At 60.3% G+C, this 24,884-nt stretch carries 24 protein-coding genes; 14 read left to right on the top strand and 10 right to left on the bottom strand.

The window, feature by feature from the left end; genetic code table 11:
* Nucleotides 1-3: 3 nt before the first annotated feature.
* Nucleotides 4-318: a copper-binding protein gene (locus ACXIQ9_RS01365; RefSeq protein ID WP_459015121.1), complete on the bottom strand. Its 315-nt coding sequence runs from the start codon at nucleotides 316-318 to the stop codon at nucleotides 4-6.
* A gap of 42 nt (nucleotides 319-360) precedes the next feature.
* On the bottom strand, nucleotides 361-1,416 hold the full coding sequence (locus ACXIQ9_RS01360; protein WP_459015119.1) for a class I SAM-dependent methyltransferase: 1,056 nt from the start codon (nucleotides 1,414-1,416) through the stop codon (nucleotides 361-363).
* A 216-nt stretch (nucleotides 1,417-1,632) separates the two neighbouring features.
* Here ACXIQ9_RS01360 and ACXIQ9_RS01355 point away from each other — a divergent pair, with 216 nt between their 5' ends.
* On the top strand, nucleotides 1,633-1,809 hold the full coding sequence (locus ACXIQ9_RS01355; RefSeq protein ID WP_232197292.1) for a hypothetical protein: 177 nt from the start codon (nucleotides 1,633-1,635) through the stop codon (nucleotides 1,807-1,809).
* Nucleotides 1,810-2,879: 1,070 nt separating this feature from the next.
* Here the strand turns inward: ACXIQ9_RS01355 and ACXIQ9_RS01350 are convergent.
* Together ACXIQ9_RS01350 and glnA are read right to left on the bottom strand one after the other, a co-directional pair.
* Nucleotides 2,880-5,885 (bottom strand): clostripain-related cysteine peptidase, encoded by a 3,006-nt coding sequence (locus ACXIQ9_RS01350; protein ID WP_459015117.1) that lies wholly within the window; start codon nucleotides 5,883-5,885, stop codon nucleotides 2,880-2,882.
* A 315-nt stretch (nucleotides 5,886-6,200) separates the two neighbouring features.
* A complete protein-coding gene (gene glnA / locus ACXIQ9_RS01345) occupies nucleotides 6,201-7,619 on the bottom strand; it encodes a type I glutamate--ammonia ligase (protein WP_459015115.1) in 1,419 nt (472 codons plus the stop codon).
* A gap of 242 nt (nucleotides 7,620-7,861) precedes the next feature.
* Here glnA and ACXIQ9_RS01340 point away from each other — a divergent pair, with 242 nt between their 5' ends.
* Together ACXIQ9_RS01340 and ACXIQ9_RS01335 are read left to right on the top strand one after the other, a co-directional pair.
* On the top strand, nucleotides 7,862-8,392 hold the full coding sequence (locus tag ACXIQ9_RS01340; RefSeq protein WP_010316875.1) for an allophycocyanin subunit beta: 531 nt from the start codon (nucleotides 7,862-7,864) through the stop codon (nucleotides 8,390-8,392).
* Nucleotides 8,393-8,467: 75 nt separating this feature from the next.
* Entirely contained in the window at nucleotides 8,468-9,637 is a 1,170-nt protein-coding gene (locus tag ACXIQ9_RS01335; protein WP_459015112.1) for a pyridoxal-phosphate-dependent aminotransferase family protein, read from the top strand.
* Here the strand turns inward: ACXIQ9_RS01335 and ACXIQ9_RS01330 are convergent.
* The gene (locus ACXIQ9_RS01330; RefSeq protein WP_459015110.1) at nucleotides 9,567-10,115 is read right to left on the bottom strand and encodes a nucleoside deaminase; all 549 of its coding nucleotides are present in this window, start codon (nucleotides 10,113-10,115) and stop codon (nucleotides 9,567-9,569) included. The two genes, ACXIQ9_RS01335 and ACXIQ9_RS01330, sit on opposite strands and share 71 nt — an antisense overlap.
* A gap of 55 nt (nucleotides 10,116-10,170) precedes the next feature.
* On the opposite strand from ACXIQ9_RS01330, the gene ACXIQ9_RS01325 reads away from it, so the two are divergent.
* Nucleotides 10,171-11,580 (top strand): pyridoxal phosphate-dependent decarboxylase family protein, encoded by a 1,410-nt coding sequence (locus tag ACXIQ9_RS01325; RefSeq protein ID WP_459015108.1) that lies wholly within the window; start codon nucleotides 10,171-10,173, stop codon nucleotides 11,578-11,580.
* 140 nt (nucleotides 11,581-11,720) lie between these two features.
* On the opposite strand, the gene ACXIQ9_RS01320 is transcribed toward ACXIQ9_RS01325, so the two are convergent.
* The 3 genes from ACXIQ9_RS01320 to ACXIQ9_RS01310 all read right to left on the bottom strand — a co-directional run bounded on the left by ACXIQ9_RS01320 (nucleotide 11,721) and on the right by ACXIQ9_RS01310 (nucleotide 14,378).
* Nucleotides 11,721-13,295 carry a YcjF family protein gene (locus ACXIQ9_RS01320; RefSeq protein ID WP_459015106.1) on the bottom strand — a complete coding sequence of 525 codons (1,575 nt, stop codon included), beginning with the start codon at nucleotides 13,293-13,295 and terminating at the stop codon, nucleotides 11,721-11,723.
* Nucleotides 13,296-13,356: 61 nt separating this feature from the next.
* On the bottom strand, nucleotides 13,357-13,806 hold the full coding sequence (lspA, locus tag ACXIQ9_RS01315) for a signal peptidase II (RefSeq protein ID WP_010316882.1): 450 nt from the start codon (nucleotides 13,804-13,806) through the stop codon (nucleotides 13,357-13,359).
* Nucleotides 13,806-14,378 carry a biotin transporter BioY gene (locus tag ACXIQ9_RS01310; protein ID WP_459015104.1) on the bottom strand — a complete coding sequence of 191 codons (573 nt, stop codon included), beginning with the start codon at nucleotides 14,376-14,378 and terminating at the stop codon, nucleotides 13,806-13,808. Before ACXIQ9_RS01310 ends, lspA begins: the two co-directional genes overlap by 1 nt.
* Nucleotides 14,379-14,433: 55 nt before the next feature.
* Between ACXIQ9_RS01310 and ACXIQ9_RS01305 the strand changes: the two genes are divergently transcribed.
* The gene (locus ACXIQ9_RS01305; protein ID WP_010316884.1) at nucleotides 14,434-14,652 is read left to right on the top strand and encodes a DUF3148 domain-containing protein; all 219 of its coding nucleotides are present in this window, start codon (nucleotides 14,434-14,436) and stop codon (nucleotides 14,650-14,652) included.
* Here the strand turns inward: ACXIQ9_RS01305 and ACXIQ9_RS01300 are convergent.
* Nucleotides 14,649-15,932 carry a M16 family metallopeptidase gene (locus tag ACXIQ9_RS01300; RefSeq protein ID WP_459015101.1) on the bottom strand — a complete coding sequence of 428 codons (1,284 nt, stop codon included), beginning with the start codon at nucleotides 15,930-15,932 and terminating at the stop codon, nucleotides 14,649-14,651. The genes ACXIQ9_RS01305 and ACXIQ9_RS01300 overlap by 4 nt on opposite strands.
* Nucleotides 15,929-17,278 (bottom strand): M16 family metallopeptidase, encoded by a 1,350-nt coding sequence (locus ACXIQ9_RS01295; RefSeq protein WP_459015099.1) that lies wholly within the window; start codon nucleotides 17,276-17,278, stop codon nucleotides 15,929-15,931. The genes ACXIQ9_RS01300 and ACXIQ9_RS01295 overlap by 4 nt, the downstream gene beginning before the upstream one ends.
* Here ACXIQ9_RS01295 and ACXIQ9_RS01290 point away from each other — a divergent pair.
* From ACXIQ9_RS01290 to ACXIQ9_RS01250, 9 genes are all read left to right on the top strand, one after another.
* Entirely contained in the window at nucleotides 17,256-17,987 is a 732-nt protein-coding gene (locus tag ACXIQ9_RS01290; RefSeq protein WP_247478306.1) for a phycocyanobilin:ferredoxin oxidoreductase, read from the top strand. The genes ACXIQ9_RS01295 and ACXIQ9_RS01290 overlap by 23 nt on opposite strands.
* Nucleotides 17,987-18,895, top strand: a complete 909-nt coding sequence (locus ACXIQ9_RS01285; RefSeq protein WP_459015097.1) for an HlyD family efflux transporter periplasmic adaptor subunit — start codon at nucleotides 17,987-17,989, stop codon at nucleotides 18,893-18,895. Before ACXIQ9_RS01290 ends, ACXIQ9_RS01285 begins: the two co-directional genes overlap by 1 nt.
* Entirely contained in the window at nucleotides 18,892-20,079 is a 1,188-nt protein-coding gene (gene devC / locus ACXIQ9_RS01280) for an ABC transporter permease DevC (RefSeq protein WP_459015095.1), read from the top strand. The genes ACXIQ9_RS01285 and devC overlap by 4 nt, the downstream gene beginning before the upstream one ends.
* Nucleotides 20,080-20,083: 4 nt before the next feature.
* Nucleotides 20,084-20,794 carry a DevA family ABC transporter ATP-binding protein gene (locus ACXIQ9_RS01275; protein WP_459015093.1) on the top strand — a complete coding sequence of 237 codons (711 nt, stop codon included), beginning with the start codon at nucleotides 20,084-20,086 and terminating at the stop codon, nucleotides 20,792-20,794.
* 47 nt (nucleotides 20,795-20,841) lie between these two features.
* Nucleotides 20,842-20,997, top strand: a complete 156-nt coding sequence (locus ACXIQ9_RS01270; protein WP_006850288.1) for a hypothetical protein — start codon at nucleotides 20,842-20,844, stop codon at nucleotides 20,995-20,997.
* Nucleotides 20,998-21,069: 72 nt separating this feature from the next.
* A complete protein-coding gene (locus ACXIQ9_RS01265) occupies nucleotides 21,070-22,002 on the top strand; it encodes a glycosyltransferase family 2 protein (protein ID WP_247478312.1) in 933 nt (310 codons plus the stop codon).
* Nucleotides 22,003-22,142: 140 nt separating this feature from the next.
* The gene (rpsB, locus tag ACXIQ9_RS01260; protein ID WP_010316910.1) at nucleotides 22,143-22,862 is read left to right on the top strand and encodes a 30S ribosomal protein S2; all 720 of its coding nucleotides are present in this window, start codon (nucleotides 22,143-22,145) and stop codon (nucleotides 22,860-22,862) included.
* Nucleotides 22,863-22,968: 106 nt separating this feature from the next.
* The gene (tsf, locus tag ACXIQ9_RS01255) at nucleotides 22,969-23,625 is read left to right on the top strand and encodes a translation elongation factor Ts (RefSeq protein ID WP_010316911.1); all 657 of its coding nucleotides are present in this window, start codon (nucleotides 22,969-22,971) and stop codon (nucleotides 23,623-23,625) included.
* Nucleotides 23,626-23,656: 31 nt separating this feature from the next.
* Nucleotides 23,657-24,877: a hypothetical protein gene (locus ACXIQ9_RS01250; RefSeq protein WP_459015088.1), complete on the top strand. Its 1,221-nt coding sequence runs from the start codon at nucleotides 23,657-23,659 to the stop codon at nucleotides 24,875-24,877.
* The last annotated feature ends 7 nt before the right edge of the window (nucleotides 24,878-24,884 follow it).

Here is a 24,884-nt window from a genome sequence, read left to right as displayed (position 1 = left end):
CGTTCAGGCGGCGACGCAAATCAGCGAACGTCCGGTGGGGCTAGGAGCCTGTTCTTGACTGCTGCCCTCAGGAGTCAGGCCATCTGGACGATTCGCCTTGAGTCGCTCTCCCCTGAGCCAGGCGGCATGCAGGGCACGGCGGCGCCGGTCCTCTGCCAGAACCAGGCGATCAGCGGCTGCCGTCGGGCTCTCGCCAGGTCGCACCGGAGTCCGCAGACAGATTCCGAAGCCTCGTGCTTCCACTTGAACTGCCCCCTCCATCAGCACGGTCTGGAAGGACCAGCCGTTGAGCCAGCGCACGTGAAAAGGGTTGCTCATCAACAGACCCTATGGAGCGAGCGAGTCGTGGCAAGCCCTGTGTCAGGGCTTGGTGGCAGTCCAGACCCGGGTCATCAGATGGGATTGGGCACGAATTCCGCTGAATCCTGCTGCGCTCAGGCGAGCGTCAATGTCATCGCCGATGTAGTCGCGGTAGTACGGCTCATGGAACATCCGGCGGAAGTTGTCCATGGCGACTTCAAATTGCGGTGAGTCAGCCAGCTGGACGGAATCCGCAAGCACCAGGACACCACCAGGTTCCAGAACTCTGAAGCAGTCTCTGATCACGGCCTGACGCGCTTCGCCTGGAAGTTCGTGCATTAAGAAGACGCAAGTCACCCCCTGCATGCTCCCTTCTGCAAAGGGCATCGACTCGGCGTTGCCCTGGACTAGCTGGGGTAGTTCCGATGGACGTTGCGAGAGCCAGCGATTGGCCTGGCGCAGGTAGGCCGATGACAGATCCAGGCCCACGAGCTGCGCCTGGGGCAGGGCCGCTCGCAGTTGATGCAGGGTCCGGCCAGTACCGGTGGCGACGTCCAGCACCCGAAGGGAGCTGCTGGGTCTGTCACCGAAGGCGCGAAGGCCTTGGACCAACGGTTTGATCACCCGCCGGCGCATGGGATCGGCCGTGCCGTTGAACAGGATCTCGACCTGCAGGTCGTAGAGGGTCGCCGAGTGATCGCTCAGATAGCCATCGGTCTGATGGTGGAAGTTCTGCAGGTAGTAGTCGGGGTAGTTCTCGGTCTCGACGTTGGTGGGAAGGTCACGGACGTTGCGCTCGGAGCGCCTGGTCCAGGTGCTGGGCATGTCCAGCCAGACCAGGGGGTAGCGCGTGGCCCAATCGCCCCAGGGGGCATCAAAGAGCAAGTTGGTGGGATACAGCCCCGCTTCTGCTTCTTTCCAATCCAGGTCCAGCAGGGCCTTGTGGGAGGCCTGCAGGTCCCGCAGCATCTGGGGCGGAATGGGCAGGGTTTTGGGCGCTCCATCGGGCGCCACAAATTCCATCAGGCGTGTGCTGATCTCCTTGTGGGCGACCCCGACCAGGCTCTTGCCCTGCTGTAGGGCCTCGTAGGCGAGCTTGGTGACGGCGTCAGCCATGGGCGGGATGCCACTGATCTCATTTGGCCCCTATTTCAGCCGATGGGATGCAGTCGCCGTGGACTTGTATCGGCTTGAACTCTGATCAAGATTGATGGAGATGCGCGCAAATTGGTAGCAACAGCTACAGAATGAATCTGTGAAACAGGAAGGAGGAAGTCAATGATCGATACCACCCCCTCTGCTCGTTTGAATGAGCCGCACTATGTCGCCTGGGTGCGAGAGCGCCAGCGTGCTGCCCGTCGGCTGAGCGGCTGGCTGTCTCAGCGCCGGGCCAAGCCCGACCTGGATCATGAGGAGCGGGTCGACGCTCAGACCTTGGTTTGGGCCCAGCGCCATGCCCATGAGCAACGGCTGCATGACAGCGCCATCGAGCAGCTGCGCCACAGTTGACTCGCCAGCAAAAAGCCCCGGCCGAAGCCGGGGCTGCCATGAACAAGACCCTGATCAGGCGCAGGCGTCGCGAAAAGCGGTGATGTCGAGCTGAGATCGCTCATCACTCCGAACTCAGTCCAGCAGGACGACTCGGATTTCGAGCTGCCTGGTACGGGAGGAACTTTCGGGGTGGGCTTGTCGGACCTACTTCGTACTCCCGTACCTCAACAGTCTGTTTGTGGTCGCTTTCTTTGCCTTTATTCAAGTCCGTTATGACTACAGGCTGGTTGTCCCGCCGGTTGTTGGTGTGGGGAAGCTTTTTACCACCTCCGGCTTCACGGCAATTGAGCACATGACGAAGCTGGAGTTTGATGGTCAGCGATCGTAAACCGCCACTTGTGTCCGGCTCAGCGCCTCTTGGTTCCTCAGCATAAAACAGTCGGCCTGCGGTCGACTGCATCTCAGTAGGTACCTTGAGTGGTTGCCAAGGGCCTCTGAGGTCTAGTTAATGCACAGTTGGACGGATATGAGCCTGAGTGGTTTGTCCTGAGCCGCTAAAAAAAGATCCAGACAAAGCAATCCCCCTAGCAATAAGCTGGTTTATCTGGTCAATTCTGAGGCAGTTGCCAGTCAAGCAGCCGCATCAGGCTTCCGTTTGAATAATATCGCTTGCTCAGCTGAGTTCATTCTAGCTCTGTCATCTTTTTGTTCTTAGTCTTTACAGTGTCAGGCGGCATTCCTGGCCACCCTAATGCTTCTTTCCGACTGGAGATCCACCCCCAGTAACGTTTGCGCTCACAGGACGCAGCACCCCTAGGCGGCCCATTCACACTCTATGCGGTCTGTATTGGTAGCCCCTCAGTAGGCCGCAATTGGCTCCGGTCATAAGCCAGAGACCGTTGCCATGACTTGCCACTACACAGCAAGAACAAGTCATTGCGCGCAAGCTGATAAAGATGCAAACACCGAAACTTATAGAACATTAAAAGTCTATTTGGGTCTTAAATAAGTATGTCTGAGCATATGTAAGCGGGTAGAAGAGTCTTGGTCATTGCTCCTGAGTGCATCTTGCCATACAAAAGGACGCTCTAAGTGGTGGTGAAGGTCAGGTCGTTGAAGTCACCGTCGTATCCGTCATCGCGACCTTTCACCAAGTCTTCCCAGCCGAAATAACCTTTCCCGTAGTTCAGCAGCTGAGCATTTTGGTTTGGGTTGGCACCGGCAATGGAGAATAATGCCGTTTCTCTACCGCTCTGGTCTTTAGTGAGCAGGATGGCGGCATAGTCTGAGCCAGCTTTAATCTCGGCAATGAAAGTTTCTGATTTGTCTCGTTGTTTCAGGTCGACGAGAGGAGCGATCAAATTGGCGAGGGCTGCAGCCCGATAGGCATCGCTGTTGCTCGCTGCAATCAGGCCAAGTTCGGTGTTGATTTCTCCGGTAAGAGTATCTACCTCAAAGAAACCAAAACGTGCTTCATTATCACTAATCCCCTCTAGGCTGGTGTTTAAAGTATAATCAACCTCTGAGCTCCAGATCCCGGAGTTAAATGTCTGCGTGCCTCCCGTAGTAGCTTCACGTAAGACTGACGATCCACTGATGCTGATGGTGCTTACTTCTGCATCTACATTCTGACCTTCACTGAGATCCTCAAGGCTAGTAATCACTGAGTCAGTGACTACCTCTGTAATGAGCACCTCAGATGTGAGAGCCTTATTAATGCTGTATTTACCCCAGGTATCTAATTCAATCGAAGAAGTCAGAATTGAATCTCTGAGCAGGAATGCTTCGCTTGCCATGTGGTCCACAAGAAGTGAAATATCGCTGGCTGGGTTCTCAGTAAAAGCACCATATGAGTCATATCCAAATGTGATTTCGTAATCCTTATCTCCAAGGAGCCTAATGTACTCGTCGATGTATGAGTCTGAGGAGAATGTTACTGATGAATCCGAAATAATATCTTTGACTGTTAAGGATGCAACTCCCTCGGTACCTGAAATGAGAACGATCTTCGTCGTGAAATCTTCTCCTCGAGGAGCTACTGGAGTTACGTATCTGAAAGTATTCTTGATCGCATCATCTGCTTTGGTGTTTAGCAGCAATGGTCTCGACACGTATTCCGTCTTTCCAGACGTCCAATCTTGAAATGACTCTAGTCTGTGATCATTAATAGCTAGGTGGAGGTCATAGCGAACCTCAATCGATTTGTCGGGAGAGATCGTTATCGTATCTCCGCTTTCAATCACTAGTGATTTTACTGACTCACTGAGGTCTGCGCCGATAAATGAAAAGGGTTTGGCGTCCTTGATTGTTTGTTGCCAGCTTGCTTTTGCCTTGCCGCTTTTGTCATCAATGTTGATGCTTATTGAGCCGGTTTTGTTCAAGTTGAGCGCGTTAAAGTAAAAATCAAGGTCAGCAATGGTTGCTGCCTCCAGATCCGGCAACGTGATCTTGGTTTGATTGATTTTTTGATCGTTGGATGTATGGCTCAAGAAGCCTTCGAGTTTCAGGGCTACTAATGCCTGTTCGCCAGTCTGTTGTGAGATTCCCGAGGTAATAGTGAAGGCTTTGGAAGTTTCACTTCTGCTGTTGATTTCCCCGCCTGTGATGATAGGGGCGATGCGCTCCAGAACTCTGCTCCAGCCTGTCGCAGCTTCGAAAGCAGGAGCATTCAACTTAAATGTGGAGATAAATGCCTCGAAATCTTTTGAAATTGAGGTCGGCAAGGTTATGGTAAGACCTGAGCTGGCGTTGAGCCTAAAGCCTTCGAGCGGGTTATACTTCTGGTTATTGTTGACGACTGTTTTGCCTAATGCACCGAGAATTGCATTAGATGAGGCGATCAATTCCTCAGATGCCCCGACTGAAGATCTCGAAATTAAGGCTAAATTTCCCAGGTCTTGTAAATACTCGATTGCGTAGTTCGTCCCTTTCTGTCGTATTGAATTTAATAGCGAAGCGATAAAGTCGTCGCTGCTGTTGGTCAACGCTTCGACGTAGTCCTTGATGGCTGCGTTTAGAGTTGCAACTGTGCTTGTGTCTGACAACGAAAGGGTATTAATTTGTAGTCTCTTAGGTGTTATTGTGTCTGGATTGCGTTCGTTGTAAGATTCTATGAAGGCGTTGCCAAGGCTCTTTGCGGTGGCTTCAATGCTCTCTTGTGAATCGATCGGTGAAGTGGCCGTAAAGTCTGAAAGGGTTAAAAGGTAATCGTAGCCATTGCCCGGTATGGTTTCCTGTGAGGCAAGCACGTAGCGTGTGCTGGCTGAGAGCTCAGTGACAAGCTCAACGTTGGCCATCAGACATTCGTCGTAGGCAACAAGGCCGAGTCGTTCATCTTTTGAAGATGCATCGAGCGCGTTCTTAAGCGACTTTGCAAAGTCTTTTACTTGCAGAGTTGCACCCTGTATGTCGTTGTCGTATGTATCGTCATCATGATTGCTGCCCTCCATTATGGATCCGCCATGGTTGGCCAGAAAAAGAGCATGGGGATTTTGACCGAAATAACTTGCGCTTCTGCTTTGCTCAAGTAAGTAGTCAACAGACAGTGGTGACCCGGTCTGCATCTCGCCAAGTCTCAGAAACTCAGTGGTGATCCCTAAGTTGATATCGATCGGAAAAGTACCATCTTCAATAGCCTCAATTTCCTCCCTGAAGTAAAATGATAAATCTGGGTCGTATTGCTGAAGGGTGCTTCCTGTCTTGTTGACAAGATACTGAAGGACGTCTGAGTATTTTTCTTTGGAATAAGCTTTGCTAGCCTCAAGAAGAGCTCTCGCATTTGCCTCGTTGAGATTGGAGGCCTCAATCAGGCTAATTCCTGTGTCGGTCCAAATATCTTGCCCAAAGCCGCCGGAATCATAGTTGTTAACTCCATCCCAGTCAGTGGGAAACGCCGCAATACTGTATGGGCCGTAAATTTCCTGGCTAACCCTTTCTGCCTCTCCATGGGCCTGATCGAATAGTATCAAGCAAGAGAGAGTGTCAGGATTGAGCCTGAGTGCCAACTCTGTCTCAATCAGATTAATCGTCAGACCCTGGGCAAGGTTGACATTCGTGTAATAACTGGCAATATTAAACTTACCTGAGCCTGTCATCTGATTGATGCAACTTAAGCGTACGCTAATTAGGAGATGCTTATGTTATTTCGGGCGCGGTCATTATTCAGATCGTCACACCATTTGGTCAGCCGACCCCGTCGTGGATGCTCCTCATGGGCTCGTTTGATCAGCTCGTCACTGTGGGTCGGTTTGATCTGGCCCGGATGTGTCTTGAATTGGGCCATCAGGTCCTTGATGAAGAACAAACCGATACGCCCTGTCCCGTCCCAATAAAAAAGTCCCCGTTTTGGGGACCTTCTTGGGGACAAGTTTTGGGGATTGTCCAGTTCCAGAGAGCCACTGGGCTTTTGATCAGGCGTCGTAGTACATGGTGAATTCGTGGGGGTGGGGCCGCTGGCGCAGCTGCTGCACCTCCTCGTACTTCAGGGCGATCCAGTTGTCGATGAAGTCTTCGGTGAAGACGCCACCGGCCAACAGGTACTCGTGATCAGCCTTGAGGGCTTCCAGTGAGCCGTTGAGGGACGCGGGAACGGTCGAGATCTTCGCCAGCTCCTCGGCGGGCAGTTCGAACAGGTCGACGTCGGTGCCATTGCCCGGGTCGATCTGGTTCTTAATGCCGTCGATGCCGGCCATGAGCATGGCGGCAAAGCCCAGATAGGGGTTTGCCAGAGCGTCGCCTGAGCGGAATTCCAGGCGCTTGGCCTTCGGATTCATGCCGGTCAGCGGGATGCGGACGGCGGCGGACCGGTTGCCCTGGGAGTACACCAGGTTTACCGGCGCTTCAAAGCCGGGCACCAGGCGCTTGTAGCTGTTGGTGGTCGGGTTGGTGAAGGCCAGGAAGCTGGGGGCATGCTTCAGCAGGCCACCGATGTACCAACGGGCCGTTTGGGACAGGTTGGCGTAGGTGCCGTCGCCCCACATCAGGGTGTCGCCGTTCTTCCAGATGCTCTGGTGAACGTGCATGCCGCTGCCGTTGTCGGCAAAGATCGGCTTGGGCATGAACGTCGCGGTCTTGCCGTACTTCTTGGCAACGTTGCGAACGACGTATTTGTAGATCATCACGTTGTCCGCCGCGGTGATCAGCTCGGCGAACTTCATGCCCAGCTCATGCTGGGAGGTGGCGACCTCATGGTGGTGCTTCTCGATGGGCACACCGAGGGAGCCCATGGTGAGGAGCATCTCGGTCCTCATGTCCTGAAGGGTGTCGTTCGGGGCGACGGGGAAGTAGCCCTCCTTCAGTTGAATCTTGTTGGCGAGGTTCCCGCCTTCTTCAACGCGATCGGTATTCCAGGGGTTCTCGATGGAGTCGACGCTGTAGAAGCTCGAGCCATTGGCGCTCTTGTAGCGGACGTCGTCGAAAACGAAGAACTCGGGCTCGGGTCCGAAGTAGGCCGTGTCGGCCAGGCCGGTGGAGCTCAGGTAGTCCAGGGCCTTCTGGGCCAGGGCCCGGGGGCAGCGGGAGTAGGGCTTGCCACTACGGGGCTCCTGAATGGAGCAAATCAGGCTGAGGGTTTTGTGCCCGTAGAAGGGGTCGATCCAGGCGGTGTTCGGGTCGGGCACCATGGCCATGTCCGACTCGTTGATGGCCTTCCAGCCGCGGATGGAGGAGCCGTCAAAGGCAACGCCCTCGGTGAAGGCTTCCTCTTCAACCAGATCAGGGGTGACGGTGAGGTGCTGCCACTTGCCGTGGAGGTCAATGAACTTGAGGTCAATCAATTCAATGCCTTCGTCCTTGATCTGACGGAGGACGTCCTGGGCGGTCTTGGCCATGACGCGTTGAGAATGGCTTGGTGGGTGCCGGCCTGTACCGGACGGCTCAGACCGTAGTGATCGGCGTTGACCGCGCTTTGTATCGCCCGTAACCAAATAGAGGACTGATGGGCCTGTTTTGGACTCCTCAGCTGGTTTGAGTAACCGTTTCTGTCAACTTCTTCAAAACCTCGATCCAGCAAGGGATCTGGACGTTCGCCGGTGCTACGGTCCAACCCAGGTGCGTCGATCTCACACCCCCAATGCGTGATGCCATCACCGGTCTGATCGGCCGTTACGACCAGCTCGGCCGTTATCTCGACGGCTCGGCCATTGACCGAATCGCCACCTATTTCTCTGAATCGTCGTTGCGTCTCGCTGCGGTTGAGCTGATCAACTGCGAAGCCGCTGAAATCGTCCGCGAGGCCAGCCAGCGCCTCTGGCAGTCGGATCCCGAGCTGTTGCTACCCGGCGGCAACGCCTACACCACTCGCCGCTGGGCTGCCTGCCTGCGGGACATGGATTACTTCCTTCGATACGCCAGCTACGCCTTGGTGGCTGACGACAGCACAATCCTGAACGAGCGGGTCCTGAACGGCCTGGATGACACCTATAAGAGCCTCGGTGTCCCCACTGGTCCCACCGTTCGCAGCATCGCCCTGATGGCCGATGTGATTAGCGAGAAATTGCTCGATTCCGGTGCCGCTAATGCGGAGCTCATAAACAGTGTTGTGCGTGCTCCTTTTGAGCACCTTTGCCGCGGCTTGGCTGATACCAACGTGCGCGCCCGCTGATTCGCTCGCACCTGCGACTGCGTAGTCTCAACCCATCCAGCCCCCTCCCAGGCCTTGGCTTCCATCTCATCAACCGTGTCCGATCGACATCGGCTGTCGCTAGCTCCGATTGATACTCCGGAGCGCTTGCTGCTGGGACCTGGCCCCTCCAATGCCCACCCGACGGTTCTTGAGGCCCTCAGCCGCTCGCCGATCGGCCATTTGGACCCCCTGTATGTCGCCCTGATGGGCGAAGTGCAGGAGCTCCTCCGCTACGTCTGGCAAACCGATAACCGCCTGACCCTGCCGATGAGCGGCACTGGATCGGCGGCCATGGAAGCCACGATCGCCAACATCGTTGAGCCTGGCGACACCGTCCTCGTGGCGGTTAAGGGCTACTTCGGTTTGCGTCTTCAGGACATGGCGGGCCGTTACCGCGCCAATGTCCAGACCATCGAGAAGCCCTGGGGCGAAGCCTTCAGTCTTGATGAGATCGAAGCGGGCTTGAAGCAGCACAAGCCCAAGGTCCTGGCGATGGTCCATGCCGAGACCTCAACGGGTGTCTGCCAGCCCATGGAGGGTATCGGTAACCTCTGCCGTCAGCACGACTGTCTCCTGCTGCTCGACACGGTGACCTCTTTAGGTGCAGTGCCCCTGTATCTCGATGAATGGAAGGTTGATCTGGCCTACAGCTGCAGCCAAAAGGGCCTGAGCTGCCCTCCCGGCCTCGGTCCCTTCTCGATGGGTCCCCGCGCTGAGCAGAAGCTGGCTGCCCGCAGCGGCAAGGTGCCCAACTGGTACCTCGACGTCAGCTTGCTGAATCAGTACTGGGGCAGTGACCGGGTGTATCACCACACCGCACCGGTCAACATGAACTTCGGCATGCGCGAGGCCCTGCGCCTGATCGCAGAAGAAGGTCTAGCGAATGTCTGGGCGCGCCACCGCCGCAATGCTGAGCGCCTTTGGTCCGGTCTTGAGCGGCTTGGGCTCGAGCCCCACGTTCCCCTGGAGCTGCGTCTCCCCACCTTGACCACCGTTCGCATTCCAGAAGGTGTCGATGGCAAGGCCTTCACCAATCACCTGCTGAACAAGCACGGCATTGAAGTGGGCGGAGGCCTGGGTGCCCTTGCAGGCAAGGTCTGGCGCATCGGGCTGATGGGCTACAACAGCCGCGAAGAGAACGTGGATCTCCTGCTCAACCTGCTTGAGCAAGAGCTTCCGGCCTTCCGTTCTTCTGCGCCTGCCGCTGCTGCCGCCGCCGCTTGAACCAGGCCTCGAGCCTGCTCTTGCATTCCAGCTCCAGAACTCCGCCCATCACCGTCATGTGGTGATGGGCGCTCGGATCCGTCGCCAGGTTCAGGCAGCCGCCGAGAGCACCGCGCTTGGGGTCATGGGCCCCAAAGATCACCTGTCCCATGCGCGCTTGCACCAGGGCGCCTGCACACATGGGGCAGGGCTCCAGCGTCACGATCAGGCTGCAGTCGTTAAAGCGCCAGTCGCCCCTCAGGCGTGCGGCTTGCTCCAAGGCCATTAACTCCGCATGCCCCAGCGGCCGTTGCTCCCGTTGCCTGTGGTTCACTCCCCAGCCCAGGGCCCGTCCATGGCCATCCAGCACGACGGCCGCCACAGGGATTTCACCCTTCTCTCCAACGGCTGCTGCCCGGCGCAGCAGCCGCCTCATCCAGAGTTCATGGCGCTGAGCTTCGTTCAACCCCGAGGTCGATTCGCAGGCTTCTTCAACCATGCCAGCACGGCGGGTCCGATGACACGGGACAATGGGCGCTGAACGCTCAGGGCCATTGGCTCAAGCCCAACCGAGCCACCCGCAGCGCAGCGTTGCCTGCTTCCCGGATCCCCTGCGGGAGGATCCCGCGTTGGAAGCCTTCTTGAGCTCGGCCAGCGCGCGTCTCTGCCAGTGGTGGTCCAGTGCCGCTGAGCGCTCGCCCTTGCCCCTGCTGAGCGTTCTTCCCGAGCCTGCTCTACTGCAACAGGGCCTGTCTGCTGAGGCGTTGCTTGAGGATCTGCAACTGGTGATGGATGGGGCCTACAACCCCGTCCACCCCGGTGCGATGGCCCATTTGGATCCGCCACCGCTCACCGCATCGGTGGCGGCTGATCTCGTCTGCGCTGGCCTCAACAACAATTTGTTGGCCGAGGAGCTCTCGCCAAGCCTCTCGCGGCTCGAGCGCAGCTTGACCCACTGGATGGCTGAACAACTGGGCCTCGGAGAGACGGCCGGTGGTGTCGCAGCAAGTGGCGGCAGCCTCAGCAATCTGATGGCCTTGGTCGTGGCACGCCATCAGCTCGCCCATGGCGAGACCTCCGACTTGACGGTGTTCTGCAGCGCAGATGCCCACGTCTCCATCGGCAAGGCCCTGATGGTGATGGGCTTACCGAAGCAGAGTCTCCAGACCATCCAGACGGACGGCGCCGGCTGTCTCTGCCCCATGGCCCTTGCCGCTGCGTTGCAGTCGGCCGAGCAAGAGGGACGTCCTGTTCTAGCCGTTGTGGCCACCGCCGGAACCACGGTGCGGGGTGCTGTCGATCCCCTGGCGGCCATTTCTGATCTGTGCCACCGCCACGGGGTCTGGCTGCACGTGGACGGCGCGATTGGCGCGGTGTTTGGCCTCAGCCAACGGCACAAACACCTGGTCCCCGATCTGGACCGGGCCGACTCCCTCACGGTGAATCCCCAGAAGCTCCTGGGCATCACCAAGACCTCCTCCCTGCTGCTGCTCAAGCGTCCTGAACTGCTGGCCTCCTGCTTTGGCACTGGCCTGCCCTACATGGAGCCCAGTTGGATGGATGCCCATGGCGGTGAATGCGGCCTTCAGGGAACGCGCCCGGCCGAGATCCTCAAGCTCTGGCTGGGACTGCGCCAATTGGGTTTGGATGGAATCGATGCGCTGCTCCAGGGGGCCCTCCAACGGCGCGCTGCGCTGGAGCAGCACCTCTGCGGGCTCCCCTTGCAGATGCGCAGCGGCCCATTGCATCTATTGGCCTTCACCCCGAGTGAGATGGGGGCCAGCGAATCGGAGCGATGGTCGAGCCAGACCCGGCAGCAGTTGCTCGAACAGCAGTTGATGCTCTCCCGTCCCTTCTATGCGGGGAGGCATCACCTCAAGGCCGTACTCGGCAATCCCCACACCCGATCCACTGACCTGGCTGCCGTGGCCTCGGTCGTTCAGCGGTCGTTGACTTGCGTTTGAGATGAATCAACCGAACCCCCAAGGCCGCTGGGTCGCCATCGTGACCGGTGCCATCTCGATTCTGATCGCGGTGGCCTATCTGGCCTTCATCACCGTCCTGGATGCCCGTGGACCGATGCAGCCACCGCCGCCGGAGGCCTTCAGCGACGCTCGGGCCGTGGCGGCAGTTGCCCCTGCTTCCCCTGACGCTGCAGCGGTTCCACCACACGCTTCATCGCTGCCGACAGAAATGCATTGAGGGCGGATTCACGGCGGTTCAGGTCGTACTGACGCTGCACGACGTCCTGGATTCCGCCATCCCCCCAATCCTGATCCTGCTGGAAGTAGGTGATGAAACTGCGTCCGGCGATTCGAGTCAGCCAGCCTGCACCCACCGCCTGCACGGCACGGCTCAGCAGCAGCGCCGGAAGGTTCAGGCTGAGCGCGGCCCCGACCAGACTGATGCCGCCCTTGATCAAGCCCAAGCTGGCCAGGGTTCGTCCAACGGAAACAGCCAGTTCCTGGGCGGAGGTTTTGGAGAGGCTGACCCCATAGACGCGGCCGATTTCCATCACCATCTGGGCATTGACGGCGGCGGCCCCGAGCAAATCGATGCCTGGAAGCGGAGTGGCCGCGAGCACCCCGGCGCTGATCCAGCTGTAGCGATCGACGATCGACTCCGCATCCTGTTGCCGCTGCTCCCCCAGCAGACGGCGCCCCGCGTCGCTGAGCCTGCTGCTCTGCATCAGGATGTTGTCGGCAATCAGCTCCTCCCCGTCGCTGTGCAGGACCTGCGCGATCCTCCGCAGGAGCCGATCGATTTCCGGTGCTGGTTGCAGCGGTTGACCACCCGGCATCGGAACCGATTGGGGTGATGCACTGGCCGTCAGCACGTCCTCCAGTGCAATGCGGCCCTGGGTTCTGCGTCGAAGCAGCTCGAGGAGACGTTTCTCTTCTTCTTCACCCCGCAGATCGCACTTGTTGAGGACCAGCAGCAGCCGTTTGCCCAAGCTGGCGAGCGCCGAAAACACCTCGAGCTCAGCAGCCCGCAGATCCCCATCGACAACAAGCAGTAGGAGATCGGCATTCGAGGCCTGATCGCGGGCAATCTGCTCGCGCTTCTGCCCCTCGATGCCCGCTTCCAAAATCCCCGGCGTGTCAACCAGTCGGATGCCTCGCTGCAGGTTGTGCAGGCGGAGGCGATAGCTCGTGGTTGTCGTCGTTGAACCCATGGCTGCTCCGACCTCGCCCACGACGTCGCGCAGCAGCGCCCGGATTAGGGATGTTTTCCCGGCGGAGCCGGTGCCAAACACCACGATCACTAAATCGCCGCGTTCCAGCTCTGCTGCAACCCTCTCTCGTTCTTGCCTGAGGGCCTCACGTTGGACCTCGTCCCGGATGCCCTGCAGGAGCGTCTCGATCCCTGCAAGGTTCTTTTGAGCTGCCTCCTTGCGGTTGACGGGAGCCTCAATCGGCGCACTGGTGCGCGAACCGGGCTCTTGAAAGACCTTCCAGCCTGAGCGCCGGATGCTGTTGAACCAGGGCCAAGCAAAGCGAGCGATCAGCAGTGCTGCCCCGCCGAAGAGCAGCAGGCTGAAGGGGCCAACAAGCCAGCTCGGAAGCAGGTAGCTCAGCTGCCAGAGCAGATTGTTGACGGCCTGGAGCACGGCGGTGACGACCACCAAGACCCCGAGGGCCAGACCAAGCCAAAGCCAGATTCGACCAGGAGGTTTCACGCCAGCATCCCTTGTTGGAGGTCAAGGGCTCCTTGACCACGCGCTCCGATGATCCCCTTGATTAGTGCCTGCGCCAAGCGGGAAAGAGCGAGAGCGCTAGGCAAAGAACCGCGAGGTTGATGGCGACATCCGCGAGGTTGAAGATCGGGAAGGAGATCGGCACAAACTCCAGGAAGTCCACCACCCGCCCCAAGCGCCAGCGGTCAATTCCATTGCCAACGGCTCCCCCCAGCAAGAACCCCAGGCCCATGGCCTGCCAGCGATCCAGTGGACCGCTCGTCTGGATCCAGAACACAAGCCCCACGGCGACCGCGAGGCTGACCACTCCCAACAGGTTGGCGTTTCCCTCCAGCATGCTGAAGGCCGCACCGCTGTTGAAGACCAGCTGCAGTTGGAGCAGTCCTGGAAGCAGCGGACGAACGCCCACTCCGGCCAGATGGTCCACGGCCCAGGCCTTGCTGATCTGGTCCATCAGCACAACGGCGATGGCGATCCAGTAGCTCCGCTTCATCAACGGTCCAGCAACAACAGGCGTCGGGTCAGCCAGGCGAGAACGGCCACCGCACAACAGAGGAGCAGTTGGGGGAGCAGTGGCCCAAGGCTGTAGGTCAGCACCAACTGGGGCAGCTGTCCGCCCCAGCGCTGGAACAGCCCGCCGAGCAGGAGGTTGGCCAGGCCGCAACCCTGAAGGATCAACAGCCCCAGGACCGCTGCAGCCACAAGATTCAGCAGGTCATCCATGTCCTGCTGTTGGGCGAGGCGGCCGGTCAGCCAGGCAGCTGGTAGGAACCCAGCCAGATAGCCAAAAGCGGGATCGCTGATGTAGCTCAACCCGCCGCCACCCTGAAAAACCGGGAGCTGGAAGAGCCCCAGGCTGATGTAGGCCATGCCGGCCAACATGGCCGGACGATGTCCGCAGACCAAGGCCGTAAAGAGCAGGGCTGGCACCTGCAAGGTCATGGGCAGGGGCACGAACGAGACGCCCTGGCTGCCTGGCCAAGGGATCGCGGCCTGAATCAACCCTCCACAGAGGATCAGCAGCAATCCAGCGAGGGCACCACTCCAGTTGGCAAGGGCGCGCACAGTTGGCCTCTCAGTGGGACCATCCTGCAGGAGAGTGGTGGTCTTGCAACGACCGATGTCCCAGGAATCCATCAGCGTTGGCACTCAGGTGCGTCTGCTGGCTCAACCCAGCTATCTCAAGACAGCCGACGCGATGTCGATGCTGCGTCCACCTGATTTGATCGACGCCGACGAGGTTGGCCAGGTGGTGGCCCTCAAAGCCTTGGATCAAGTTGCCGTCCGTTTCCGTCGCGGCACCTTTTTGCTGGAGCTCAAGCAACTGGAACCGGTTTAAGACCGGTTCAGTGGATGCCCCGTCCAGACCGCCGTTGCTGCCTCAATCGCGTCCTGCGGTCCGCAGAGGCTCAAGGACGCTCCCTGCAGCAGCGCCTGCGCTGCTTGGTGGAGATCGCTCGGCGTCAGCGCTTCAGCTTCGAGAAGACAGCGATCGGCAAAGTCGAAGGGCAGGCCATGGCCGAGGACCAGGGCGTGGCGATCGGCCACTTGGCTGCAGGTTTGGCGCCCTAAGGCCTCCTGACCTTTGAACTTCGCCTTGGCCAGCTGGAGTTGTGTATCACTGATGGGCTCCTCGAGCAGGCGCAGCCATTCATTGAGCAGCTCGCGGGTGGCGTCCTCAGCACGATCGCTCGAGCTGGAGAGATGGAACACGAAGGGGGCATCCCCGAGGCGCGCGGGGTAGTGCACCCCCACGTCGTAGGCCAGGCCGTGTTCCTCCCGTAGGGCCACAAAGAGGCGGCTGGACATGCCGATGCCCAGGTGGCAATGCAGCAGCCGTAGGGCCAGGGCCTGCTCACTGCCAAGGGGAGCAGTGGTGGTCCCCAGCATCAAGACCAACTGCTCGGTCTCATCGACGTTGCTCGCCAGTGAGACCTGCTTGAGCCCGGAGGCGCCGGCCAGGCGCTTTGGTGCCTCGGTCCTCCAGCTCTGGCCCTCGAGCTGATGCAGCAACAGTTGCTCGGGCTCCGCTGGGATCTGGCCCGCCAGGACCATCACGGCACCCTCTTGCCCGAGCTGGTGGGTCATCTGCTCGAGTTGCGGGCGAGCCAATGCGCAGAGTTCGGCCTCAACACCCAGGGGGTCGTGGCCGTAGGGCCCTGAGCCGTAGAGCTGCTGACGCAGTTGATCGTGGGCGACCTGGAAAGGGTCCTCTTTCTGCCGCTGCAGGGTTTGCAGATTGAGTTGACGCTCGAGGGTCACCTGGTCCTCGACCAGCCACGGGCTGGTGACCATCTGCAGGACCAGCGGCAGCAAGAGAGCCGCGTCATCACTGGCGCACTTCAGGCTGATCAAGGTGCCGTCTTCGGCGGCCTCACAGCGCAGTCCTGCGCCCCGGCCTTCAACGAGATCAGCCAGGGCGTCGCCACTGAACGGCCCGCAGCCCCGGCTCAGCACCCCCGCGAGCAGTTGGGAAGCTCCCCGCTGGCCAGAGGGGTCGGCGCTGCTTCCGCCGCGGATCCAGAGCTTGGCCGAGAGGATGGCTGGACCTGGACGCTCGATGAGCCAGAGCGGACAGCCTCCGCTGAGCTCACGTTGTTGCACGCCGGCGCTGATCATGCTGGAACCGCCTCCAACACAAAGGCCCGCTCCGGCTGCAGTTGGGGGACGACGTCCTGCACCAGGCGCTGTCCGTCCCATTCCTCGAGCCAGTCGAGCGGGGCTTGGAGGTTGTGCTTGCGATCCCACAGCGCGCTGTTGCCAACCATCGCGGCGACGGCGCTTGGCGCCTCCAGGCTGAAGCGGTAGCCGTTGCCGACCAATCGCCGGGCGCGCTCCACCTCGGCTTCGCTTGGGATCTCCTGCTCCAGTGCCTTCAGGACCCCATTGATTTCCGCTCGAACACGGCTGAGGTGTTCGGGCTCACAGACCGCCTCAAGCAAGACAAGGCAGCCGGACTCCAAGACGTTGAGATCGAGATCGACGCTTTCCACCAGCCGAAGCTGCTCCCGCAGTCGCTCCACCAGGCGACTGCGCCGTCCCTCCGCCAACAGGGTGGTCAGCAGGTCCCCGCCAACCACGGACATTTGGTCTGCAGCTCCGGGCAGCGGCCAGGCCATTAAGAGTCTGGCGGCCTCCAGCCGGGGCAGTTCTAGTCGCTCTTCACCGGGCATGAACTGCAGTGGAGCAGGCCTTGCGTCGGCTTCGGAGGGGAGCAACTGCGCCAAGGCTGAGCGCTGCAGTTGCTCTTCCAGTTGCAACGCCGCCAGCGGCCCTGCCACCGAAAGGCAACAACGATCGGCGCGGTAATGACGGGCATGGAAGCGCGCCATGGCCTCCGGGGTGTGGCCAAGGAGTGCGTCCCGATCGCCCAGGATCGCTTTGCCATAGGCGTGATCCAGGCAGCTTTGCTTGAGCAGCTGCTGAAAAGCCACTTCTTCCGGTTGGTCCTCGCTCTGGGCGAGTTCCTCGAGCACCACCTGACGCTCCATGTCGAAATCGCTCCGGTCCAAGCGCGGTTGAAGCACCAGATCAGTGAGCAGCTCCAGTGCTTCAGCGCAGGCTTCGGGCGGAATCAGGACGTGATAGTGCACGTCGTCGAAGCCGGTGGCTGCATTGCTGTTGCCCCCAAGCGCTTCGATGCGCTGGTCAAATTCACCGGCTTGAAGGCTGTGACTTCCTTTGAAGACCATGTGCTCGAGGAAGTGGGCGATCCCCGCCTCCCCGGGGGCCTCCACTCCACTGCCGGAGCGGCACCAAAAGTCAAGGCAGACCACAGGTGCATTCGGCAGATCGAGTTGCACCAGGGACGTTCCGTTGGCGAGCTGACCACGCTGCGGTTCAGGCAGCGGAGCGGTGTTCAGACCTGACAACGGATTGAGAACCTGTGGTTCGCCCCATTCTGCTGGCAGGATCGCCAGGACGGTCGCCGCTTCAGCCCCGATGAGTTCTGCTGCCCTCGGCATTCATCCGCTCGTTGACGCCCTCGCTGAGCGCATCCGTCAGCAGTGGTCCTCCTTGCCGGAGCTGCAGCCACTGGCGGTGGATCCCCAATTGGAGGCCATTAGCGGCAGCCTCGATGGGGAGGACCTCTTCATCCGCAATGAATTGCGCTCCAGCCGCGGTCTGCGCAAGTTGCACCTGGAAACCGCACGGCTTGGAGCCGGCCTGCAGATCCTCCACTGCGTCTTTTTCCCCGACCCCCGCTATGACCTGCCCGTCTTTGGGGCGGACATCGTTGCCGGCCGTGGCGTGGTCTCGGCTGCAATCGTTGATCTCTCGCCCGTGGATGGCGCCCTGCCGCAGGCGGTCCTTCAGCGTCTGGAGGCCCTGCCGAAGCGCGCGTTCAGCCAGGAGCGTGAGCTGCCTGAGTGGGGGACGATCTTTTCTCCTTATGTCCGGTTTGTCCGTCCTGCGGATGCAGCGGAAGAGCAACGCTTTATCGAGCTCGTCAGTGATTTTCTGCGGGTGTTGGGTGAGGCCAGTGCAGAGGCCGTTCCTCAGCCCATCGATCACCCAGATACGGTGAGGCGACATAGCGGCCAGCTCTCGTATTGCCAGCAACAGAAGCGCAACGACAAGACCCGCCGCGTGCTCGAGAAAGCCTTCAATCCCGAGTGGGCCGATCGCTACATCGAGGAGTTGCTCTTCGACGATCCACTGCCCCTGCAGTGATGCTGCAGTGGCTGAAGCGATATCCCTGGCGAAGTGGCGGTGGAGCAGTGGCTCTGCTGCTGCTTGCCGTGGTGATTGGTCGTGCCCTGGACCGGCCCGCCCCGGTGCCTCCGGCCCCGGTTGTTCAACCCAGAATTGAATCCGTTTCGGCCCTGGGTCGACTGGAACCCGCCGGCGACGTCCGCAAGCTGGCCGCTCCCATGGGGTCGATGGGCGGCAGCCCCCGCATCAGCAGCCTTTCGGTCCAAGAAGGTGACCGGGTCAAGCGCGGTCAGATCCTGGCCACCTTTGATAACCGCCCCGGACTCTTGGCTGATCTCGCGGCGATCAATGCCCGTATTGGCACCCTGGATCGCTCGATCGCGATGCAGCGTCGTGAGGTGAGTCGCTATCGCGAAGCCTCCAGGGAAGGTGCCGCCAGCATGGTGCTCCTGGAGGAGAAGCAAGACGAGCTGGTGACCTTCGAAGGACAACGGCGTCAAGCCCTCGCTGAGAAGCGAGGCATTGAAGTTGACCTTAGGGACAGCCAACTCCGCTCACCCATTGATGGGACGGTATTGCGGGTCTATGCCCGTCCTGGGGAGCGTCCTGGTTCGGACGGCATCCTGTCGGTTGGCGCCAGTGACCGCATGGAGGCGATCGCCGAGGTCTACGAAAGCGACATCGGTCGGATTCGCCTGGGCCAGAGTGCTTCCTTGATCAGTGAAAACGGAGGCTTCAGCGGCAAGCTGAAGGCTGAAGTGCTGCGGATTTCACCGCAGATCCGGCAGCGAGATGTACTCTCCACCGATCCCACGGGCGATGCGGACGCTCGCATCGTCGAAGTGCGACTCGCCCTGGATCCCGCCGATGCCAAGCGTGTGCAGCAGCTCTCGGGCCTGAAGGTCATCGCGCGCTTTGAGCCGTGAGTCTTCAGCGTTGGTTTGAGGGGATCTGGCAACGCCGGCGCATTCCCCTGGCCCTGCTGCTCTTAACCCGGCAGCCAGTGCGTCTGGCTGTAGCGCTTGCGGGCATCAGTTTTGCCGGGATCCTGATGTTCATGCAGCTGGGCTTCCGTGACGGGCTGTTTGATGCCAGCGTCACGATCCACCGGCTGTTTGACGCCGATCTGGTGCTGATCAGTCCCCGATCCACCAGTTCGGTGAGCATGGCGGGCTTCCCCAAGCGCCGTTTGGTCCAGACCATGGCGGCCCTAGAGGTGGAGGGGATTACGCCGGTTCACTGGAATTTGTTGCTCTGGCGCAACCCCGAAACGCGGGGCACACGCTCCATCTTGACCCTGGGCTTTGAGCCCAATGATCCCCTCTTCACCGATCCTTCGCTGGCCCCAAAGGCGCGGGCGCTGACTCAAAAGGGGCGGGTTCTTTTTGATGAGCAGTCCCGACCGGAATTTGGACCGGTGGCCGAGTGGTTCCGTGAGGGGCGCACGGTGGAGAGTGAAATTGCCGGCAAGCGCGTCCGCGTGGCTGGTTTGGTGGGCTTGGGAACCTCCTTTGGAGCGGATGGAAATCTGCTGACCAGCTCGGAGACCTTCATCGATCTGCTTCCCAACACCCCGCCCGGGAGCATCGAGGTCGGCTTGGTTCGCCTGAAACCCGGAAGCGATCCCATCGCCGTCGCCCAACGTCTGCAGGCTCAACTGCCCAGCGACGTCAAGGTGCTCACCAAGCAGGGCTTTATTGATTTCGAGCAGAACTACTGGCGCACCAGCACCTCCATCGGCTTCATCTTCACGCTCGGGGCCGCTATGGGATTCGTCGTTGGCTGCGTGATCGTCTACCAGGTGCTCTATTCCGACGTGAGTGACCACCTGCCGGAGTACGCGACCTTGATGGCGATGGGCTACAAGCTGCCCAGCCTGCTGGGGGTCGTTGCCCGCGAAGGACTGCTGCTGGCCGCCTTTGGCTATCTCCCGGCCTATGCCGCAGGCCAGGGCCTCTATCTCATGGTGCGCTCTGCCACCCAACTGCCGGTGTTCATGGACTCCGCCCGCGCCATCACCGTGTTCAGCATGATTCTGGTGATGTGCATGGCTTCAGCAGGGCTGGCCATGCGTCGCCTGGCCGACGCCGATCCCGCAGAGATTTTCTGACCCGATGGCCACCTCCGCTGCAGTTGATCTTCGGGAGCTCTCCCATTTCTATGGATCGGGGACCATGCGGCGCCAGGTCCTCCAGGGCGTCAACCTGACCGTTGCGGCCGGCGAGGTCGTACTGCTGACGGGACCCTCCGGCTGCGGCAAGACCACCCTGCTGACCCTTGTCGGCGCCCTGCGCTCCGTTCAAGAAGGATCCGTAGAGGTGTTGGGCCAACAGCTGGCCGGTGCCGGTCGCCGCGATCGTCAGCGGCTGCGCCGCTCGATCGGCATGATCTTTCAGGGACACAATCTGCTGCGCTGCCTGACGGCGGAGCAAAACGTCCAGATGGGATCGGACCTGCTGCCTGGCCTGAGCTACCGCGCCCGGCGTGATCAATCCAGGGAGTGGCTTCGTGCCGTGGGCCTCGGGGACGAACTGCATAAGTTGCCCCATGACCTCTCCGGCGGTCAGAAGCAGCGCGTGGCGATTGCCCGTGCCCTCGCCGCCCACCCGCGCTTGCTGCTCGCCGATGAACCCACCGCAGCGTTGGATTCGCAAACGGGTCGTGAGGTGGTGGAACTTTTAAGGCGTTTGGCCCGCGATCAGGGCTGTGCGGTCCTGATGGTCACCCATGATCCGCGGATCTTGGATATCGCTGATCGCCTGGTGCGCATGGAGGATGGCCGTCTGCTGGAGGCAGGAAAGCCCGCGTTAACCGTTCAGCACTGAGGGCGATTCAGTACTGTGGGGACTAACCCGAACTTCACGCCGTTTCGATGGCCAAACGCCGCAACCTCAAGAAGGAAAAGCAAGAGCGCAACCGCGCGTACGCCCGCAAGTTCAAAAAGCGGAAGATGCGTAACGACGGTCGCGGCGAAGGCGCAGGTAATGGCGTGACCGGCACCGCCAACAACGGCGGCGCGGCTGACTGATCAGCTCTCGCAATTTGACTGTTCTGGGATCCTGAGGGATCCCTTTTTTTTGCTCGAATCGTCGACCTGGCCATGTTCCTCAGCGTCGTCATCCCCACCTACAACCGTCTTCCGATTCTCGAGAAGTGCCTGCGTGCCCTCGAGAGCCAGCGACTGGCTGCACCGATCAGCAACTACGAGGTGGTGGTGGTGGATGACGGGTCCACCGACGACACAGTGGCTTGGTTGGGCCGCCATCAGGCCGATCTCCCCCACGTCCGCCTGGTCCAACAGGACCACGGTGGACCGGCTGAGGGGCGCAACCGCGGGGTAGATCACGCCCGCGGTGACGTGATTGTTTTTATTGACAGCGACCTGGTGGTGACGGAGGACTTTCTCCTGAGTCACGCCAGCCAGCTGAACCAGAGCTGGCAGGAGCGGGGCGATCGCCTCTGCTTCACCTATGGAGCGGTGATCAACACCGCCAATTTTGAAGATCCGACCAGCGAGCCCCACAAGCTCCGCGATCTTTCCTGGGCCTATTTCGCCACCGGGAATGTCGCGATTGACCGTGAGGTTCTTGAGCGCAGTGGTCTGTTTGACACACGCTTCCGGCTCTATGGCTGGGAAGACCTGGAGTTGGGCGAGCGGCTGCGGCAGATGGGCGTCGTCCTGGTCCGTTGTCCAGCTGCGGTTGGCTATCACTGGCACCCGCCCCTGAGCTTGGAGCAGGTCCCCCGCCTGATCGCCGTCGAGGGGGAGCGGGCCAAGATGGGTCTGGTCTTCTACAAAAAACACCCCACCCGGCGGGTGCGGTTCATCATTCAATTCACCATCCTCCATCGGGTGCTCTGGGAGCTACTGACCCTGGGTGGTCTCTTGAATGAGCGCAGCCTTCGGCCGCTGCTGGCTTGGCTGATTCGTCAGGGCCAAGCGGCATGGGCCATGGAGCTACTCCGGCTTCCTCTCAATCGCATCGGTGTCAGGGCGCTTTATGCCGAGGCTCGGGCCGCCGGTCTGCGCTGAGCAGAAGGCCCGTTTGGTAGTGTTTACAGGCACTTTCAATCCGCACACCTGCGCGTTTCGGGTGATCAACCGGTGATTCAGGTTCGTCCTGTTCGGTGGATCCCTGGCAGGTGGAGGCAAACCCGAAACCTCAACACAACATGGCTGTCGTCACTCTCGCCGAAATGATGGAGGCGGGTGCTCACTTTGGGCACCAAACTCGCCGTTGGAACCCCAAGATGTCGCGCTACATCTACTGCGCGCGCAACGGCGTCCACATCATTGACCTCGTGCAAACCGCAGTTTGCATGAACAACGCCTACAAGTGGGTCCGCAGTGCCGCACGCAGCGGCAAGCGCTTCCTGTTTGTGGGAACCAAAAAGCAGGCCTCTGAGGTGATTGCCCTCGAAGCCAGCCGCTGTGGTGCTGCCTACGTGAACCAGCGCTGGCTGGGCGGCATGCTCACCAACTGGACCACGATGCGTGCCCGCATCGACCGCCTGAAGGACCTCGAGCGGATGGAGTCCTCCGGCGCCATCGCCATGCGTCCTAAGAAGGAAGCCGCAGTCCTGCGCCGCGAGCTGGACCGCCTGCAGAAGTACCTGGGTGGTCTCAAGAACATGCGTCGCCTCCCCGACGTGGTGGTCCTGGTGGACCAGCGCCGCGAGACGAACGCCGTGCTCGAAGCCCGCAAGCTGGACATTCCCCTGGTGTCCATGCTCGACACCAACTGCGACCCCGACCTCTGCGACGTGCCCATCCCCTGCAACGACGACGCAGTGCGCTCCGTTCAACTGGTGCTCGGCCGTCTGGCGGATGCCATCAACGAAGGTCGCCACGGCTCCAACGAGCAAGCTGCCTACGACGACGTTCAGGCCTGATTCGTTCCTGACCCCAGTGGTTGATGCCAGGAGCTTCCCCCAGGGGAGGCTCTTCGGTGTTGGGCCCCTGTTTTGATTTTTCCCCTCTTCATCACCGCAACGCACCATGGCTGAGATCTCCGCCAAGCTCGTCAAAGAACTGCGCGACATGACCGGCGCAGGGATGATGGACTGCAAGAAGGCCCTCAACGAAACGAAGGGCGACAAGGACAAGGCCGTCGAGTGGCTGCGTCAGAAGGGCATTGCCTCCGCCGAGAAGAAGGCTGGCCGTGCCGCCGCTGAGGGCGCGATCGGTAGCTACATCCACACCGGTGCCCGCGTCGGCGTTCTGGTTGAAGTGAACTGCGAAACTGATTTCGTCGCCCGTGGCGAGATCTTCCAGGAGCTCGTGCGCAACGTGGCCATGCAGGTCGCTGCATGCCCCAACGTTGACTACGTCAAGGTCGAGGACATCCCCGCTGAAGTCGCAGAGCGCGAGAAGCAGATCGAGATGGGCCGCGATGACCTCGCCGGCAAGAAGGAGGAGATGAAGGAGAAGATCGTGGCTGGCCGTATCGGCAAGCGCCTCAAGGAGATGTCCCTCCTCGATCAGGCCTACATCAAGGACAGCGCCCTGACCGTCGACGAACTGGTTAAGCAGGTCTCCGGCAAGGTCGGCGAGAACATCCAGGTGCGCCGCTTCGTTCGCTTCAACCTGGGCGAGGGCATCGAAGTCGAGAAGATGGACTTCGCGGCTGAAGTTGCTGCCATGCAGGCTGCTTGATCGGGATTCGTCCCTTCAGCGCTCTGGTCCCGTGAGTCGTCCTCTGGATCCCAACACACGATCCCTGGACGAGGCCAAGGCACAACTCCTCTCGCTGCTTCAGCAGCAAGAGGAGTTCACTCCGGCCCTCTATCGCGACCTCGCCCTGTACCTGCAGGTTCTGCGGGATGGCCTGTTGCACAGCGTGCAGCAGGCCTGTTTTCATTTGGCGACCCAGGTGGTTCCTGAGCGCTACAACCAGCTGACACCAGAGCGCCGTCAGACGTTTCAGCGGCGTCTCCAAAGTTTGGTGAAACGGTCCTGTTCCCTGCTCACCGTCGAGCAGGTGATGGGTCTGGCCGCCCAGCAGGCCCGCAAGCAACAGCGCCGGCAGCTGCAGGAGCAGCAAAAAATTCTGCAAAGCATGCTGGAGGGCCAAGAGGAAGCCACCCCGAGCTCTCCGCCCGTTGAACGGCCTGCTGAGGCTCCATTGCCCCAGTCGATCAATCTCAGCCTGGATCTCCCCCTGGGGGCCGATCTGTTTGACCGAGGTGTGCCGGGATTGCCACCCTTGACTTCGCGTCCTCCTGTAACCGAGGAAGACGAGGTTCCGTCTGCCGAGCCAGCTCCGCCTGAGGCGGATTTAGCCCTGCTTCAGTCCCTGTTCTCGATGGCCTCTGAGACCCTGTCAGCACGGTCCTCCGAGTCCGAGACCCCTGAGGTTGAGGAGTCTGGGGACGAGGTGGGCGATTCCGAAGGCCTTCCGTTCGAGAGCTTCGACTCGGACGTCGTCAGTTCGCATCTGCCTCGCGATCCCCTGCTTCAGGTGCGCTGGTGGGCCCATTTCGATCGTGCTCTGCGCCGACGTCTGCGCAACCTCTCCCATGCCATCAATGTGGAGATGATGCGTGTCGGTCTGGCGCAGGGCTTGCTCCCTTTGAATCTCCTGGATGCGGTCTTGGATGGACAGGTCGAGGCCCTGCCTGCACCAGCCAATGTCCTGCGGATGGCTCTGCCTCTCACCCTGAATCCAGCGGCGCCCTCCCTCGCCCCGACCGAGGTCTTGACCCTGCTGTTGCGTGGTCCGGATCTGGAGTTTGAACAACCCCGTTTGCGCACCTGCCGTCAGCGCTTGGAACAGAGGCGCCGCACATTGCGCACAATGGCCAAGCGGTATCGCACCTGGCAGCGCCGGGTCAGTGCCCTCGAGGCAGAGCAGCAGTGGTTTCAGGACAGCGCCCCCACCCAGAATCCAGCAACGGATCGCAGCTAGCGCTCCA

The organism is Synechococcus sp. LTW-G (assembly GCF_054459035.1).
This window is presented reverse-complemented; position numbering and strand designations above follow the sequence as displayed.